At 48.7% G+C, this 16,145-nt stretch carries 17 protein-coding genes and 1 pseudogene; all 18 read right to left on the bottom strand.

All coding sequences use genetic code 11. The features are described from left to right. A pseudogene (locus VB077_RS10225) lies at window positions 1–413 on the bottom strand (type II secretion system protein E); the annotation flags it as partial. Then, window positions 410–1,222, bottom strand: coding sequence for an AAA family ATPase (locus VB077_RS10220; RefSeq protein WP_323415124.1), 813 nt, complete (start codon window positions 1,220–1,222; stop codon window positions 410–412). The gene VB077_RS10220 and the pseudogene VB077_RS10225, both read right to left, overlap by 4 nt. Further along, entirely contained in the window at window positions 1,223–2,047 is an 825-nt protein-coding gene (gene cpaB / locus VB077_RS10215) for a Flp pilus assembly protein CpaB (RefSeq protein WP_323415123.1), read from the bottom strand. 13 nt (window positions 2,048–2,060) lie between these two features. Further along, window positions 2,061–2,504 carry a prepilin peptidase gene (locus tag VB077_RS10210; protein WP_323415122.1) on the bottom strand — a complete coding sequence of 148 codons (444 nt, stop codon included), beginning with the start codon at window positions 2,502–2,504 and terminating at the stop codon, window positions 2,061–2,063. Further along, window positions 2,494–2,724 (bottom strand): DUF6133 family protein, encoded by a 231-nt coding sequence (locus tag VB077_RS10205; RefSeq protein WP_323415121.1) that lies wholly within the window; start codon window positions 2,722–2,724, stop codon window positions 2,494–2,496. Before VB077_RS10205 ends, VB077_RS10210 begins: the two co-directional genes overlap by 11 nt. Before the next feature lie 47 nt (window positions 2,725–2,771). Continuing rightward, window positions 2,772–3,101 (bottom strand): hypothetical protein, encoded by a 330-nt coding sequence (locus tag VB077_RS10200; protein ID WP_323415120.1) that lies wholly within the window; start codon window positions 3,099–3,101, stop codon window positions 2,772–2,774. Between the two features lie 175 nt (window positions 3,102–3,276). Next, window positions 3,277–3,834 (bottom strand): YodL domain-containing protein, encoded by a 558-nt coding sequence (locus tag VB077_RS10195; RefSeq protein ID WP_323415119.1) that lies wholly within the window; start codon window positions 3,832–3,834, stop codon window positions 3,277–3,279. A 33-nt stretch (window positions 3,835–3,867) separates the two neighbouring features. Further along, window positions 3,868–7,941, bottom strand: coding sequence for an S-layer homology domain-containing protein (locus VB077_RS10190; RefSeq protein WP_323415118.1), 4,074 nt, complete (start codon window positions 7,939–7,941; stop codon window positions 3,868–3,870). Window positions 7,942–8,023: 82 nt separating this feature from the next. Next, complete coding sequence (locus VB077_RS10185; RefSeq protein WP_323415117.1) at window positions 8,024–8,611, bottom strand: hypothetical protein; 588 nt, start codon at window positions 8,609–8,611, stop codon at window positions 8,024–8,026. Continuing rightward, on the bottom strand, window positions 8,604–8,900 hold the full coding sequence (locus tag VB077_RS10180) for an AbrB family transcriptional regulator (RefSeq protein WP_323415116.1): 297 nt from the start codon (window positions 8,898–8,900) through the stop codon (window positions 8,604–8,606). Before VB077_RS10180 ends, VB077_RS10185 begins: the two co-directional genes overlap by 8 nt. Further along, window positions 8,897–9,355: a hypothetical protein gene (locus VB077_RS10175; RefSeq protein ID WP_323415115.1), complete on the bottom strand. Its 459-nt coding sequence runs from the start codon at window positions 9,353–9,355 to the stop codon at window positions 8,897–8,899. The genes VB077_RS10180 and VB077_RS10175 overlap by 4 nt, the downstream gene beginning before the upstream one ends. 38 nt (window positions 9,356–9,393) lie before the next feature. Beyond that, the gene (locus VB077_RS10170) at window positions 9,394–10,329 is read right to left on the bottom strand and encodes a DNA adenine methylase (RefSeq protein WP_323415114.1); all 936 of its coding nucleotides are present in this window, start codon (window positions 10,327–10,329) and stop codon (window positions 9,394–9,396) included. A 4-nt stretch (window positions 10,330–10,333) separates the two neighbouring features. Further along, window positions 10,334–10,537: a hypothetical protein gene (locus VB077_RS10165; protein WP_323415113.1), complete on the bottom strand. Its 204-nt coding sequence runs from the start codon at window positions 10,535–10,537 to the stop codon at window positions 10,334–10,336. Window positions 10,538–10,709: 172 nt separating this feature from the next. Next, a complete protein-coding gene (locus VB077_RS10160) occupies window positions 10,710–11,216 on the bottom strand; it encodes a hypothetical protein (RefSeq protein WP_323415112.1) in 507 nt (168 codons plus the stop codon). A gap of 359 nt (window positions 11,217–11,575) precedes the next feature. Continuing rightward, complete coding sequence (locus VB077_RS10155; RefSeq protein ID WP_323415111.1) at window positions 11,576–12,265, bottom strand: hypothetical protein; 690 nt, start codon at window positions 12,263–12,265, stop codon at window positions 11,576–11,578. A 281-nt stretch (window positions 12,266–12,546) separates the two neighbouring features. Continuing rightward, window positions 12,547–13,914, bottom strand: a complete 1,368-nt coding sequence (gene rlmD / locus VB077_RS10150) for a 23S rRNA (uracil(1939)-C(5))-methyltransferase RlmD (protein ID WP_323415110.1) — start codon at window positions 13,912–13,914, stop codon at window positions 12,547–12,549. Between the two features lie 191 nt (window positions 13,915–14,105). Further along, window positions 14,106–14,813 (bottom strand): CPBP family intramembrane glutamic endopeptidase, encoded by a 708-nt coding sequence (locus tag VB077_RS10145; RefSeq protein ID WP_323415109.1) that lies wholly within the window; start codon window positions 14,811–14,813, stop codon window positions 14,106–14,108. Between the two features lie 134 nt (window positions 14,814–14,947). Then, window positions 14,948–16,117: an aminotransferase class V-fold PLP-dependent enzyme gene (locus tag VB077_RS10140; protein WP_323415108.1), complete on the bottom strand. Its 1,170-nt coding sequence runs from the start codon at window positions 16,115–16,117 to the stop codon at window positions 14,948–14,950. Between the last annotated feature and the right edge of the window lie 28 nt (window positions 16,118–16,145).

Genomic DNA, 16,145 nt, shown 5'->3' with positions numbered 1-16,145 from the left:
CCGCTGCTGTACTGCACCTCAATATCATTCCAGGCGTTGACGTCAATTTCCTCAATTCCGGCTCCGAAGATATATTTTGTCAGGAACGAAAACTCCGCCATCTCGGTGTACAGGGCATCTACCAGCTGCTCTTGTGACATGCAGCTAACTGCAATTCGGTAATCCTGAACATACTTGGTGATATACCGTTTGATCTGCGCCTTGACTTCCTCCGTACCGCCGTCGGTAATCAGCGCGGCATATTTGCTGGAGATGTATTCCTGCACCTCATGAAGCACAGGGCCGAACTCCCTGGAATCCCCATCTGATGAAAAAAACAGGCTTTGATTTCCTGTCATGCTGACTATATTTGGTTGATCACTTATCTGCGGTATGATATTGAATGCATCACGCTCATGGGTTTTCCTGCTCATACGCCGAACACCTCCTTTGATATTTTCGCAATCTCTTTTCTGAATAGGCGGCTGTCCTTGAGCATCAGTTCTCCCAGCAGGTTCCCCGAAAGAGCCAGATTCTCCAGCTCGTCTGAATGGGGAAGCCTGAAAGCTACGCCACCCAGCACCTGCTCAATATGCTCTCCGGCCTGATTTGATTTGATGTTGGAAGCCACCTTGTACTGCTTGTCGGCGTCCCATTTCTGATCCTTCAGGAGCGGAAGCTGACTGGATAGGTAGCTGACAGACTTTAGATCACAGTTCACCAGTCGGAGAACCGAATCAGCCTCCAGCAGCGAAACCGCCGACAGGATGTCGTGGGCGATGGCGCTGCCGCAGTCGATAATGATATACGGCGCAATGTCCCTCAGATGGTCAATCAGCTCGACTGCCAGCTCCTGGGAGTACGGCGGGTAAGTAAACACATTCTCACCCTTAAGCATGCCGATGATGGTCAGGTGATCCAGCTTCTTGTGAGTGACACAGTTCTGCTTAATGAGCAGATCCGTCACATGAGTGGCGGCGAGGATGCTGCCGAGGGATCGCTCGCACTCGAGATCGCCGGGCGGACAGATGCAGGGTAGCATAGGCGCGGTCATATCGCACAGCAGCAAGGCAACGTTCTTTTTCTGATCCGCCAGATATTTGGCAAGGCGCACACTCACAGTGGTCTTTCCGCTGCCGGGGCTACCCCAAACCGCCAGCACCTGCACATCCTGTTCTGGTTCCTCCGGCACAGGCTCCTGATGCTTACGGGAGAAGATGCTCCCTTTTATAAGGTTAAGCATTTATTCTCCCTCGCTTTCCGGTGCGGTGTTTATAGGCTCAGAGGCAGTACCCTGCGGTATCGGCTGCATAGCTTGCCCCTTTTGCTCCGCAGGCTTCGGATACAGGGCTTCTATCACCTTGTCCTGAGGATCGGTGAATTTAGTGCCGTTTTCCTTGGAACCCCTGTAAACAAGGGATAGATGGAGCTTGCCGTCCGCCTCCAGCTCCGCGAGGATTTTCGCCTGCTCCGGTGAAACCAGCAGGGTGACGGTGGCAGGAAGCTGCTTTTCGTCGTCATCCTCAGTCTGCTCACCGGTGTCAGTATCGAAGCCCGTGCTGGCGGTCACGCCGATGACCTCCACATAGGTCAGCTCCGGCGGGATTACGGTGGAGCCCTGCTTTTTATAGTCAGGCGCGATGACCGACACGATGTCGCCAGAGATCAGCTTACCGGACAAACCTCCGGCAAAGTTTTTGATGCTCACGGAGATAGCCTGCTTATCGCCGCTTAAGTTATACAGGTAGGCGTTCTCCGATGCCGGTGTATCCGACAGCTTTGCCGAGAGAATATAGTCGCCGGGCACCAGATCCGCTACAGCATATTTGCCGAGGACACTGTCCTGCTGCTTTATGACATCCTCCGGCAGGTTGTATTCCCCTACCTCCACGGTCTGAAACATATCCTTGGTAATGGCATCTCCGGCTTTAATTTCCTTGACTACCCGGACAACGCTTGCTTTCTGTGAAACGCTCTGATTAAACAGGGGCGTGAGCGCAAAGCAGATGACTAAAGAAAGCACGATGCAGATTACACCCAGCACCGTGCGGTTTTTTAGAAAGCTCATAAAATGTTCCTCCTTATAATAAAAAGTAGGCTGCAAGGCAGCCGAGTGAAAGAAAGGGCGCGAGAGGATATGACTTTCGAGCATCCCTCCCGCACAGCTTTTGGATTATTGTATTGACTGCATGTAAAACCAAAAGGGTGGTTAAGCCAATGACGGCGGCCGCTATGCTTTTGCTAAAGCCAAGCACCAGCCCTGCCGTCGCCATGAGCTTGATATCCCCACCGCCCATGCCGCCCAGAGCAAGGGCGGCAAGAAAAAATAGCGCAGAGGCGAAAAGCCCGGCCAGCTTCACCGATTCAAAGGCAAGCAGCCCGGTCATGGCAACTCCCAGGCATAGGCTGTCGGGGATGATCTGCTTTCGGATGTCGAAGACAGAGGCCGCTAACAGCAGAACAGCAAAAAAGCCACCCTGTACAAGCGGCATCAACTGAATCAAAGCGTCCAGCTTAGCCCCCATAGTTGAACATATCCTGTATGCGCTGCTTAAGCGTGGGGAGAACTGTTTCGCCGAACAGGGCGTAGAGTCCGCCGAGAACGAGGGCACCGATGACTACTGATATCAGAATTTTAATTGCGGTATCCACGAAGCCTTCCCCGCACTGGGAGCGGAGAAGGGTCTGAGCCATGATGACTTTTTCCGTGATCTTAGCGTTTACCTTGTTTACGGACTTTTTCATTGTGATTTACCTCCAAATTCATATTTTTATTAATAATGTAAAACGATCTACATACCGCCCATGAGCAAGGAGCCGCTTTGCTCCTGCACTTCTTCCAAAGCGGGTTTGTCGGCTACTGCGCTTTGCTCAAGGGGTTTTTGTTTGTCCGGTTTATCTTCCCTCCTTCTTTGCTGCTGCTTATAGGTAAAGGCGGGTGGAATGCCTTCCAGGTTTTTGCACCGCTTGACCTTGTATCTTTCATTGTCCTCTTTGTAGAGGTAATACCAATCCTCATCGAAGCTGTATACTCCCGCCACACCTGTAGCCATTCCATCCCTGTAAATAAGCTGATACTTAAAAAGAGGATTGGGATCGCACTCTACTCTGATCAGATCCAATTTCAGCTCGACTTCCTTCGTGTTTATCACCTCCGTTTGGGCAGCAAAAAACACCGGTGGTTTATGCCGGTGTTAAGTTCCCCGTGAAATTTATCCATTTTGTATTCCTGTGCTTCATCCGCATGAAGAAAGCCCTGGAATTAAAAAACAGGCTTCCGGCTGCAGATGATGTGTCTTACAGACTCATTGTCGGACCTTGGTAGAACTCCTGCTCCGGAGGCTGGAAGGAAATTTCCTTAAAGCCGAAGCGGTCCACATAGTGAAAGGTGCTGCCCGAACTGTCATACAGCTCCACCACATCCGACATGGAGAGGCTATGCCCCTCATAGCCGGTCGGGTGGCTGAGGTTGAATTTGGCGAAGAGTTCATCCAGATTGTTCGTTTCCACTTCTCCGTCATAGACCGCCTGGTAGTTATTTGGGTCAGGCTCTCCAAAACGCTCAAGAAGCTCGTCATACCCGATGAATTTCATCATGACGTCCGCTTCCGGCTTGAGCTGCCAGATGCGGCAGCTTTTGAGGAGCCGACCGCCGCTTTCCGGGTCAATATTACCTTTTGCCAATCCTTCATGGACGCCGTCTCTCCACTCCGCCTCCAATCCCTGCTTTGCAAGATACGATTGGAGCTGCTCGGTTTTAAACAGCGGATCGACTATAGCCTTACCCTTTTCGATATAACCCGCCTTGTTACCGTAGTATTGGATGAGCTTGCCTCTGATCTGAACAGCGTTCATAGAACCTCCTTTCCCGGCATTGGGCTTGCCGTATTATTCAAAATAGAAGTTGACGGAATAAGTGATGTTCGACTTGTTGTACATACAGTCGTGGTTGGTGTAATAGTAGAACTCCAGCTGGCTGTAGATGCCCGGCGACAGACTGCGGCTGAAGGTGATGCCATTGGTGGTTGTGCCGTAGTCCAGCTGGTCCCACCGTCCTGTCAGCTTGTTATAGCCGCGCACTCTGCCATAGTCGTTGCCGGAATGTCCGGAAACGGGCGGCACTGTAAATGTATAGCTGGTAATAGTCGCCCCTGCAATTCCTTGTTCAAGAATCACCGATTCAGGGCCAGTCAGCGTCATGCCGCCGCCTCTGTTCGGATCGGCCACAAAGAATACAATAGCTGTCCAGGGCGATTCGGCTCCATTGGAGTCAACAGCTTTCACGCGGACAACATTTTTGCCCAACGGATAGGAAGTGCTGGTCTGTGCAGGACGGCCTTCCCAAACATAGGTGATTGCATCGCCATCAGGATCGGAACTGGATGCTGTGATGGTGATTGCTACGCCGGGAGCGATGCTGTTGCCGTCAGGGGTACGGGTAATCACCGGCGTTGTGGGAGCAGAGTTCGCTACAGTAAAGGTGATATCCGTCCAGTCGGAATACATCCCCCATACGTCCTTTGCCCTGACCTTTACGGTATGGGTACCCACGGGATAATAGCTGTCTGCTGTTCTGCCGGAGTATTCAAGAGTTACGGAATCTCCGTCCGAATCGCTGGCAGAGGCCGAAAGGTTGACCAACAGCTTGCCGTTTTGCGCTGTCCTTGTAACCGTTGCGCTTCCGGTGGGTTTGTTCGGCGCGGTGTTGGTGATGGTGATGCTCTGGGAATAGGTAAAGGTTCTGCCTTCACTGTCTGTCGTGCTTGCGGTCAGGACATAGCTGCCGGGCACGCTGATAGAAATGGTGCCGCCACTGTTTGACAAGGTTCCGGAATAGGACGCCGTGCTTCCGTCTTTGGTCAGCGACCATACAAGGCTTCTGCCCTCCAGTCCGGATACGGCCGGCAGGGACACATTAATATTGCCGCCGATGTGAATAGAGGACGGGACGGTGAACGGGAAGCTGGCGATCGGCTTGACTGTTGCTGTGTTGGAAGCAAAGGTGAATTCCCTGCCGTTCACATCCGTCGCCTCGGCGATCAGCTTCACAGCCATGGTTTTATTCGTGCTGATTTCAACATTGCCGCCGTCTGCTCCGACCGAGCCTGTCGCATATTGATCATAAGGTTTTGGCTGACCGCCATCCACAGAAAGAAGCCAAGCTATTTTAGTTACGTCAAGCTCAGCGCCGGATGCAGTCACAGCAATGGAATCCCCGCTGTAGCTGAAAGACGGGAGTTCGATGGACATCTGCGGGATGGGATAAACCGTGAAGCTTCTGCTCCGGACAAAGGTTCGGCCGGTAGGATCCGTCATGGTCAGGGCCAGCTCGTACTGTCCCTTTCCAAGGAAGGTAAGGATGCCGCCAGCTTTAGTCAAAGTACCTGCTGCATACTCGGAGTAAGGTTCAGCACCGCCGTCATCCTTGATAACAATCCAGCTTGCGGTGAGGTTTTCCAGATCCGTTCCGCTGACGCTGACTGTTCCGGCTTCACCCACGTACCAAACTTGCGGCAGTTCGAGAGAAATTGACGGGATCGGGCAGACCGTAGTGGAAACACTGTAGGAGAACTCCCTGCCCAGCGCGTCCGTCATGGAGGCGGTTAAGGTGTAATCTCCGGTTTGCGTGAAGCGAATTTTCCCGCCGTAGGCATTGAGGCTTCCCTCCATAACGTCGGAAAGCTCAGCCGTCTTGCCGTCTTTGGTGAGTGTCCATTCCACCGGCAGCACGTTGTTGTTGCCGCGAGTCCTTAAATCAATGATGCGGTCGGTATGCGTGGCTTCCGGGAGCTCAAAGGAAATGCTCAGCACCGCCAGGACTTCAATCCTTCCGCCGTTCTCGAACAGGAATACCCGCCCTGTTTCGTCGGTGATTCTTGCGATCAGTTCGTAGGTTCCGGCATGCTTGAAGCGTATGGAGCCGCCGCTGTTGCCCAGTGAGCCGTCGATATATGTGTCCCAATCTTGGAATCCGAAGCCGTTCTCCAACAGCCACTCCACATTCAGCCCATTAAGCTCCGAGGTTTCCGTAAGCACCTTGACAGCAGTATCGGTGTGTGCGGTTTCCGGCAGAGTATAGGAGATGCTCGGAACCGGATAGACCTTGACCGGTGCGGTGTAACTGTAGGTTCTTCCTGCGGGATCGGTGAAGGCTGCTTTAAGAACATACTCTCCTTTATTAATGAAGCGAATGTAGCCGCCCTCGTTGGTCAGCTCGCCCTGAAACGCATCGGCAAGGGCAACGTCCTTGCCGTCCTTCATCAGCGACCACTGAATTACGGCGTTGCCGAGGTTTTCAAAGCGGGTTTCCACACGGACAGTTTTATCGGTATGGGTGATTTCCGGTACATAGAAGCCGATAGAACCTACCGGATAAATCGTAATTGTCTTGGAGGCTTCAAAGGCTCTGCCGGTTTCATCGGTGAGCGTTCCGGTGAGCATATATACGCCCTTGTCCTTGAAGCGGATGGTACCGCCTTCATCTGTGAGGCTGCCTTCTGCTTCATCAGCGAGCACTGCTGCTTCACCATTCTTGGCAAGGTTCCAAGTCACGCTTAGTCCATCAGATTCTATCAGCACAGTTTTGACTTCAAGAGTTTTATCCGTATGAGAAGCTGCCGGCAGGTCAATGGAAATTCCGATCACAGGATAGACCCTGGTACTTTCACTATGAGTGAAAACACGTCCGGTATCGTCGGTTATGGATGCTGTCAGTGTATATTCACCCTTGTTCCTGAACACGAAGGTGCCGCCCTCATTCCCGAGCGTTCCTTCCAAAATGTCAGCAGGCTGGACGGTTTCACCATCCTTCGCTGCTGTCCATGTAATGTCGTGACCGTAGAGCTTATCCAAAAGGAAAGTAAGCGTTATTGATTTGTCTGTACGGGTGGTTTCAGGCAGGTCAAAGCTCAGGTCAATAACCGGATATACCTTGATCTGCTTGGACAGTTCAGTTTCTTTTCCTCTGGCGTTCTTGGCTATGGCGGTCAGCGTATACTGCCCGTCCTCCTTAAATTGAATGGTGCCGCCCTCCAGACCGAGACTGCCGCTGACTGCGTCCACCAGCTCCATAGGCTGCTGGGAGCCGTCGACGGCTGTTTTAGTCAGCGTCCAGGTGTAGCTTTTCATGTACTTCCAGATGGGCATCACCTTAATTTCGCTGTCGGTATGAGAAGTTTCAGGAAGCTCAAACCGCACCTGTGCAGGCGGGTAATATGAGCCGCCACCCGAACCGCCTCCCAGATTGCCTGGCGTTGGCGTTGGCGTAGGAGTCGGTGTAGGAGTTGGGGCTGGCTTACCTTCACCCGGATTCGCCGGTGCGGGCACTGGCTGCTGCGTGGGGTCAGGCACAGGACTCGGTGTCGGTGCGCCCGGAGTCTGTGATGGTGCAGCTGGCGTTGGTTCAGTCGGCTTCGGCGTGACCTTGTCGATCATATCCTCTGCGTCGCCCTTGGTAACCGGATCGTTGGGATGGATTTTATTGTCATCCGTATCCCCGATGATTCCATCCTCGCGGCCGATGATGACAAAGCCCTTGTCCTTATCCTTTATGTCCGCCTGATCTTTATAACCGCTGTGCCCCTCAGTGTTTTCCGCTTCCTCGTCCTTGCCCTCCGCTCTCACCAGCATCTTGATGATTTCTGCGCGGGTGATGGGATCATCTGGGCGGAAGCCGTCAGGGTAATCGGCAGGGTCGATAATTCCTGCGTTAATAAGCGCCTCAATGTTTTTCTCCGACCAGTGGCCGTCGATGTCAGAAAAGCTGGGCGGGTCTTTTTCCGTGTTTGAGCTATCTAGCGGAATATCCCTCACCAGGATGGCGGCAAATTCTCCGCGTGTGATGATTTCGCCTTGGCCAATGAACTTTTCCGGGTGCAGGCGGTACGCTGTGTAGATACCGCCGCACACCAGGAGAAGGAGAACAATGGCAAGTATGCCGATGAGTTTTTCTTTCTGTTTCATGGTTTTTCAGTCCTTTCTTTAAATTTTTTTAACGAAAAAACCGGAATCACAATCTGACTCCGGTCTTAAGTCCTTATTATTTTCATAGCTTCAGCTCCATTCCGCCCTGCTCCTGCTGCCCTTTGAAGAAGGTTTCCAAGACCTCCGGCGACGGATGAATAAGCTTTCCGTCAATCATTTCAAATACGCAGAAGTCATCCCGGTCGCAGATCATCACACGGTGCTGGTAGTCCTTCTGCATCTCGATGTAGTCCTGCACCTCCTTAGTGCTGCACAGCCACACGCCGGAGGTATATCTTCCATCCGGCAGAAAGCAATAGCCGCTGTACTGAGGCTCATGGCTTTTCAGATCCAACGCATCAGCCGGACGGATCTGCGAGAGCTGGAGCCGGGCGTGGTCAGACAGAATCTCCGGCTTTGCAATGCCAAGCACGTCGCTTCTGTTCCAGCGGACTTTCTCTCCGTCCGCAAGTGAAACTGTGAAAACGGACCGTCCGATGGGATTGGGATTGCTGCCGTTTCCTCCAGTGCAGTAGCATAGCTGATGCTTTGCGTTCCGATGTTCTGCAGACAAGGAGGAAGTCCGGAGTAAAATAACTTTGCCGTTGATGGGCATGTCATATCCGGTTTGCAAACAGTCCTCTTGTGTGAATAACTCTTTCTCAGTCAAGGCGAATCGGCCCCTTTCTTTTTTCGATTATGTCCAGCAGCTTTGCGGCGATGGATATCAATGTTTCCTCCGGCATATCGCGGATGGCGGCACGCACAAATGCTTCTACAGCCTCCGGAGACTGGTCGCCGATCTCAATAAGATCAACCTTTTTTGCCGTTATGACACCCTGCAGGATTCCGAGGCGCACGATATCTCCATGCTCCATTTCGGCAGCAGTACGAAGTGCCTTTGGAATCAATACACGCCCCTTGTCATCTACGATTTTATAAATGGGCTTTGTTTTCATACGAAGTATCCCTCCTTTCTCATAACGTCACGAACGGTGCTGGGGTCTATGCCAAGATCCTCGAAGAGCCCACGCAGCTCGTCCGGCAGACGATCAAGGATATCCGACGGAACGATGACAATGGCACCCTCGGCACTAATTACATCCAAGTCGCTGTCTAATGGGATGTCCGCAGACTCCAGCAGTTCGTGGGGTATATGCAGTTCGTCCTCCGGAAGCTCATAATCCAGAGAGAATTTCTCATCATCCTTCTGCAATTCAAAGAGAGGGACGGCAATCTCCACTCCCTGGGATGTGATAAGAACCAGAGGGCAGTGGTGATTTACTTCCTCCTGTACCATCATGGTGTAGCATATCTCATCCCCAGGCTTCAGCCCAGCATTGCCTACGGCTTCTGAAGAAAGGACAATCTGGCCATTTTTGTCTACATAAGACTTGATTTTAATGATTTTCATTAGGTTGTTCCTCCTTTTTATTAACCCCCGTGATGGGGTTATAGTTGTGGGTCAAGTAACAGTTCGGAGTCGAAGAGATTCATCTGGGACGGCATGTCCTGCAGCCTCTCGCCGGTGTCGTAGTTAGAGATCAGGACTTCAGCATATTCGCTGCCGTTGTCATAGCGCTGGGCAAGGTTGTTGATTCGGCTGACCGCTTCAATGTTAAAGACCTTGTACAGCTCTCGAATGAATTCGCAGTCGTTATAGCTGACTAACCATTTACCCTGGCAGGATGCAAGAGTGTCCCGCAAACGGTAGTGATCGTCTTTCTTAAATTCCACGGCGTAGTGCCCTTCCGTCTGATAATATGGCGGGTCGCAATAGATGAAGGCATTTTCACGGTCATACTGCTTAATCAGAGCTTCAAAGTCCTTGTTCTCAATGACCGTATCCTTGAGCCTCCGGCTGCCTTGCCAGAGAAGGTGAAAGGTTTTCCGGATATCGAAGGGCTGGCATCCGTAGCTGGTGCAGCCGCTTCCGTAGCTTAACCGGATGAGACGGTAAAAGGCAGCGGCGCGTTTGACATCGTTCATCTGAGCATTTTCAAGAAGGACCGGCTTGATTTCTTCAAACTGCGGTTCGCTGAGAACCCTTTGTGCGATATCCAGTTCCTCTTGCAGATACTCGTTTGTGAATTCCTCCTTCTCCAGATATTTTTTTAGGACATTAAATTCATCCCGTCCATTTAGCGGAAAGAAATTCAGCTCCTTAAGCAGAGCAAAGGGGCGGTCGCGGACGCAGCGGAACAGATTTGCCAGGTCGGAATTAAAATCGTTGTAGACCTCCATAGCGGCGTCCGGAGACCGTCCGAACAGCACCCAGCCTCCGCCGCCGAAGACCTCAATGTACCGTCCGAATTCCTTAGGCATACGCTGATAGATCATATCCCGCAGAGCCTTTTTGCCGCCCACCCAACTGATAATGCTGTTCAATATATCACCTCCCTTTGCCCCGGCGGCTGATTTTCTCAACGTCGGTTCTCATGCAGGAGCCGTCGGTACTCCAGCAGATAAAGCCGACGCTGGGATAAGGACAGCCGACACAGCGAGCGGTATCTTCAGGCAGAGGCAGGGAATGCTTTGCAGGTGGAGCGTTTTCTTCGGCCCCCGTTTTTTCTTTTGGTGTTACATCATGCTTCATGGTTCAGCTCCTTTCTTTAGAAAAACAAAAAAGGCGCTGCCTTTTTGTAAAGACAACGCCTTCTCGTTCTTTTATTTAGTTGTATTGCTCACAGCAATCTGCTGCAACAAAAAAAGCGCCCTCCAGCTTCATAAGAAACCAAAGAGCGCTATTTGTCCGTTCACTAATTTCTTCATCCCATCACCTGACCTCCGTATCCGAGATCAGGTGAGCTGTTTTTCATATCCTGCTCAAGCTTAAGGGAGTAATTTTCATGATTCCAAAAGCTGACGTAAATCTCTCCGTCAGAAGTTTTGATAGGACGTTGCTCGAACCCTTCGCCGTAACCATCAGAGTTTTGCCCACACACATAATCTATAAGCACAGCAACTTCTTCGCCGGAAAGAGACTCCTTTAGCCCGGCGGTCATGACTCCCCACAGCTCTCCGTCGACGATTTCCACCGAGGGGTAAAGGCTATACACCTTTTCATTTAGAACTTCGTCGTGAATATACTCAGCAAGACCACTGTTATTTTCGAAGTGCCGGTTCTCTTTTGCAATAGCAGCGAGGATTGCATCCTCATAATCTACAGCCTCTGCGGGTGTAATTTCCATCGGATTGTCCTCCAGTCCATATTCACCCTGGGAGTAGGTTATGATCTTCAACGGGAAAAAGATACGCATTGTTTCGTTTGCCATTTTGATTTCCTCCATTCTTTTTTGCGCTACCCAGGCAATAAAAAAAGAGACTATGTTTCTCAAAAAAGAAAAATGTAGCCTCATGTACTTCTGCCTGGCGGCAGCTTTATAAAATTGTATTGGGGTTATATAAAACTAAAGGCATCAAGATTTATCATCCCAATGCCTTTAGTTTCACATTTAAAGAATCTTACGCACTAACGGCCTGCATACAAAAATTCTTTTTCACTTATATATCTCTTATCTTAGTGAAGTAGATTTGCTGAGCAACCCGTTACGAATACTACCCTTGTATGCTTTGTTCTACGCCGTGGAAACCACTATTCAGAGAGCGGTAGTATGTCGTTCCCAGAAAAAGCTTACACATTCCACTTCCTCCCATTTAAATGCAATTCCAATTCCATTTCTAAATCATGGTTTTGGGTCAGTTCGAATACTCTTGACTCAATGCAATCTATGGATTGCGGCTTTATGCGGCCTTTAGTATTATTGATAGACAAGCAAAATTCTTTGATGATCGCATTCTCTATATATGTTGTTACTTTTTTCGCTTGCTCACCATTTTGTATGCTGTCAATTTTGTAGTAGCGAAAATCAAAATCATCAAGAATATTATTTGGTGTAGCAGTAGATAGTTGTATCCAATTCTGACTTGCAAATGCTCGGCGATAGTCACTCGAACACACGCCAGTGTCTCTCATACGGTAGCATAATTCATCTTCCGAGAGTTTGTTCAGTATTGTTTTTAAGTCATCACATACCGTAGGTAAAACTTTATTCAATGTGGAGTTGGGGCCAAAACCAACCCGCTCACCACGCAAGGTGATTGTCTCTATGTGCCTCAACCAGCGATCATCAAAAATATTATTGCGCCTAAAAGGTTGGTATTTCCCAAAATAAACAGGGCTGTCTTTAAAGCTAATCAGATAAACACCAGGGCCATTAGCCCTATCGTCTTTAATTGTGCTTTTGAACTTTAGATTAAATGGATACCCCCATCTTTTACTGAAGGAGACATGAATAGCATCATAGATGTTAATTGTTGGCATACCTTAATTTCCTCCTCTTGACTATTGTCAACTGAAGCTATTGTACATTTTCCTACGCATATGCAACTATGCGACAATTCAAATTATATCATTGTACTCTTTTAGCTTTCTATCTATATTTATAAATGCTCCACTCGGTGGATGGTACCCAATGTTATCATCAAAATCCTCAATGTCATCTATAAAAACCCCTAAAAAAACGGGTCCAAAAATGCATTTTTTTGACCCGTTTTTTGCTAAATTTTTGCTCCCAAAACGCTATATATGGTGTCCAAACCGTCTTATTTGTCCTTTTGACCACTATACGTCATCATTATTATACTCTCAACGTGCGCCGTCCACGGGAACATATCGACAGGCTGCACCCGCCTCACTCGATATCCCTCTTCTTGGAGTTTTCCCACATCCCGCGCTAACGTTCCGGGATCGCAGGATATATAAACAATTCGCTCAGGCTTAGCTTCTTTTAGACGGTTAAGCACCCTCGCGTGAACTCCCGCGCGTGGGGGATCCAGAACGACAACATCGGGTTTCTCCGTAATTTGCTGGAGGATATCTTCTACTTTTCCCTGCAAAAACTCAACATTTGAGATATTGTTCTGATCAGCGTTGATTCTTGCAGCCTCAACTGCATAAGGATTCTCTTCGATTCCCCATACTTTATCTGCTTTTTGAGCCAGGGCTAAGGTTATCGTTCCGATGCCGCAGTAGAGATCCCAAACGCGGCTTTGTTTCGTAATTTCGGCCCAATCCAAAGCAGTGGAATAGAGCTTTTGCGTCTGGAGGGGATTAACCTGTAGAAAGGCAAGCGGCGATAATTTATAGGTTAATCCGAGAATTTCTTCGCTTAAAAATTCCTGACCCCACCATAACTCCGGAATACCTCGCTTATCGATGCCCCATACCGATTGGATTTTTGGGTCATCACTCAGTAATTCTCCCAGGAACTGTATAGCCTCTGTAGGGATATCCGACTTTGTCAGGGAGTCGAAAATAACCATCCCTTCCCCTTTTGAGTTTTCTCTAAACGTAATATTTCGGATTTGCTGTAATCCATCTAAAGTCGATACATTCCCCAAACCCTCTCTAATTTTGCGAATCCACCCATTCATGGATTCGCTAACCAGTAAACAATCCGGGAACTCAACAGTCTTCCGGCTTTTTTTTTGGTAATAACCCAACTCACCAACAGCCGTCCGATGCAGCCGAACCTTATTCCGATAACGCCAAGGCTCATCCATTCCGATCGTCGTATACACATCTACATATTCTAAATCAATCTTACCAATCCGTTCTAATGTATCCCTAACCCAGCGTTCTTTCCACTTTAGTGTCTCCGCATAGCTTAAATGCTGTAATTGACACCCCCCGCATATGTCAAAAACACGACAGGGAGGATTCACCCTCTCCTTCGCATTATTTTCAAGGGATAAAAGTTGTGCTCTCTGCCACGATTTCCTCTTTTCTGTGAGAAGCACCTGACCTCTCTCCCCCGGCAGCATTCCGGGAATGAAGGTAGCCCTTCCTTCTCCGTCATAGCCTACGCCGGAACCGTCCGTGGAGAGTCTAAGGCACTCAATCTCAAACGTTTCTTTCTTTTCATTTTTGCTGTTTATATTTCCCACACTATTTTTAGAGTTTTTATTCATTTCCTATTCCAAACCCTTCCGAATATTTCACTCGATCACTCAATCACACACTTAATCACACAATCAATCACATAATTACTTAGTTATTTATTACTTAACGTTTCTTACGGGATCGTTAAAAGGTTAATCCCCCTGGGAAAAAGCTTATCAATAAAATCGTATTAAATCGTTCAAGAATTAATCGAACCCTACTAACACTGAACCCAAAGTGCCAGTGCCATTAAGATATTCCATGTTCCATGTGCAATAATCGAAGTCCAAAGGCTTGAAGACTTTTCATAGAGCCATGTTAGAACAATTCCCCCGATCAATAGAGGAATAAAGCGAATAATATCCGAATGCAAAACTGCAAAAAAGCCGGCACATAGAAGAATTCCCTTACCTTTACCAAACGCATGACGCAGCGGAGGATATATGAGTCCCCTAAAGAACGCTTCCTCTTTTATCGGAGCGAGTACACCTCCTAAAAAGATCAGAAGCAGAACCTGCCAACTGTAGTTTGACCCCGTGACCGCCAAAGTAAAACTCTGGGGTGCAGGATTACCCAACAGGTTAGCCAGAAAATTTCCAAGAAGACCCACCGCAAAAAATAGAAATACGCCCATCAATAACCCTAAGATAATATACTTTAATTTCGGCCGGACAAATCCTAAATCCCGGAAGGAGCCATGAATTAACTTCATAAATATCCAGAGAAGGCTAAGATATAGGATAACCTCTCCGATCCCTACCGTTAAAAAATGCAGAAAGCCTTGCATATGATCTAAGTTTTGCGGCGTCTTCAACCACCCTAAAAGCAGTTCAATCAGTAAAATTATTAATAACAAAAAAAGCCCTTGCCAAATATTCCAGCGAGGATTTTTGGGCGGGACCTTTATTTTATTCTTTTCATTCTTCATATTTTCCCTCGTATTCAAGGTTTGTTCAATTAGACAAAAACATCTCTTAAGATAATATTTTAACGGACTAAAGCAAACATGTCTAGGGGGTATCCCACTCTACCAGGGGTTAGCTCACTCTCACAGAGGATCTCTCACTCTCCGGCAATAGCGGAAATCGCCGCAAGACATTGATCCACTTCTTCCATTGTATTGAAGTACCCAAAGCTCAATCGCACTGTTCCATGCTTGAACGTGCCAAGCGTTCTATGGGCATCCGGAGCACAGTGAAGACCCGGACGTGCTGCAATATCATACATTTTATCCAGCAAAAAAGAGACATCCGCGGGTTCTTTGCCCGTAATATTGAAGGAAACGACCGGAGCCCTTTCCATACCGCGTGGAGGGCCATAAATAATTACGCCCGGAATTTCTTCTAAACCCATCAATAGATGCTCGGTTAACATCCTTTCTTTACGTCTTATGATCTCAAGACCTTCTTGAAAAATATAATTTATTCCTGCTCCTAAACCGGCAATCCCCGGTGTATTAAGCGTTCCGCTTTCATACCGATCAGGGCAAAGGTCAGGTTGGGTAAGAAATTCAGAATTCCCTCCCGTTCCTCCTTCTTCCAGTGGTACTAAACTTAAATTCTCTCTTAAATATAATCCACCCGTTCCTTGCGGCCCCAATAATCCTTTATGTCCCGGAAAAGCCAGTAAATCAATTTCCATGGCTTGAACGTCAATAGGAAGGGTTCCTGCGCTCTGAGCAGCATCCACCATAAAAACAATCCCCTTATCCCGTGCTATTTTTCCGATCTCGCGGATAGGGTTAATAACACCGGTTACATTGGAGGCGTGGTTTAGAATAATGAGCCGGGTATTGCTTAGAACAGCCTCTTCTACTTGAGCTGGAAGAATTCCTTGGCTCAGCGAAACGGGTAGCTTCGTAACTTCAATCCCTTGCTCGCGCATACGTTCTAGGGGACGCGCCACTGAATTATGTTCAAACGTGCCGGTGATGACATGATCCCCCGGCTTTAGAAGTCCTTTGATTCCCAAGTTCAGGGCTTCGGTTGCATTTGACGTAAAAATGACCTGTGAAGGCTCAGGAATATTGAATAATTGAGCAATAAGACCGCGCGTTTCGTTAATAATTCGTCCGGCCATTAAAGCCATATGATGTCCGGAGCGGCCGGGATTAGCCCCTTTTTTCCGCATGCATTGATCAACGGCTTGATAAACAGCCTCGGGTTTTGGCCAGGTCGTAGCTGCATTGTCTAAATAAATCAGAGTCCTACCCCTTTCATCGTTCTTTCGCATATTTCATTTTGTCTGTTTTAATCTATTC

It is taken from the genome of Desulfitobacterium sp., assembly GCF_034927245.1.
Taxonomy (GTDB): domain Bacteria; phylum Bacillota; class Desulfitobacteriia; order Desulfitobacteriales; family Desulfitobacteriaceae; genus Desulfitobacterium_A.
Note: the sequence above shows the minus strand (reverse complement) of the source record. Positions and strands in the feature narration are given on the sequence as shown.

What these genes read in the sequence shown, in the direction of transcription:
- VB077_RS10220 (WP_323415124.1), bottom strand. Translation starts at nt 1,222, where the DNA reads ATGCTTAACCTTATAAAAGGGAGCATCTTCTCCCGTAAGCATCAGGAG.
- cpaB (WP_323415123.1), bottom strand. Translation starts at nt 2,047, where the DNA reads ATGAGCTTTCTAAAAAACCGCACGGTGCTGGGTGTAATCTGCATCGTG.
- VB077_RS10210 (WP_323415122.1), bottom strand. Translation starts at nt 2,504, where the DNA reads ATGGGGGCTAAGCTGGACGCTTTGATTCAGTTGATGCCGCTTGTACAG.
- VB077_RS10205 (WP_323415121.1), bottom strand. Translation starts at nt 2,724, where the DNA reads ATGAAAAAGTCCGTAAACAAGGTAAACGCTAAGATCACGGAAAAAGTC.
- VB077_RS10195 (WP_323415119.1), bottom strand. Translation starts at nt 3,834, where the DNA reads ATGAACGCTGTTCAGATCAGAGGCAAGCTCATCCAATACTACGGTAAC.
- VB077_RS10190 (WP_323415118.1), bottom strand. Translation starts at nt 7,941, where the DNA reads ATGAAACAGAAAGAAAAACTCATCGGCATACTTGCCATTGTTCTCCTT.
- VB077_RS10180 (WP_323415116.1), bottom strand. Translation starts at nt 8,900, where the DNA reads ATGAAAACAAAGCCCATTTATAAAATCGTAGATGACAAGGGGCGTGTA.
- VB077_RS10175 (WP_323415115.1), bottom strand. Translation starts at nt 9,355, where the DNA reads ATGAAAATCATTAAAATCAAGTCTTATGTAGACAAAAATGGCCAGATT.
- VB077_RS10165 (WP_323415113.1), bottom strand. Translation starts at nt 10,537, where the DNA reads ATGAAGCATGATGTAACACCAAAAGAAAAAACGGGGGCCGAAGAAAAC.
- VB077_RS10160 (WP_323415112.1), bottom strand. Translation starts at nt 11,216, where the DNA reads ATGGCAAACGAAACAATGCGTATCTTTTTCCCGTTGAAGATCATAACC.
- VB077_RS10155 (WP_323415111.1), bottom strand. Translation starts at nt 12,265, where the DNA reads ATGCCAACAATTAACATCTATGATGCTATTCATGTCTCCTTCAGTAAA.
- rlmD (WP_323415110.1), bottom strand. Translation starts at nt 13,914, where the DNA reads ATGAATAAAAACTCTAAAAATAGTGTGGGAAATATAAACAGCAAAAAT.
- VB077_RS10145 (WP_323415109.1), bottom strand. Translation starts at nt 14,813, where the DNA reads ATGAAGAATGAAAAGAATAAAATAAAGGTCCCGCCCAAAAATCCTCGC.
- VB077_RS10140 (WP_323415108.1), bottom strand. Translation starts at nt 16,117, where the DNA reads ATGCGAAAGAACGATGAAAGGGGTAGGACTCTGATTTATTTAGACAAT.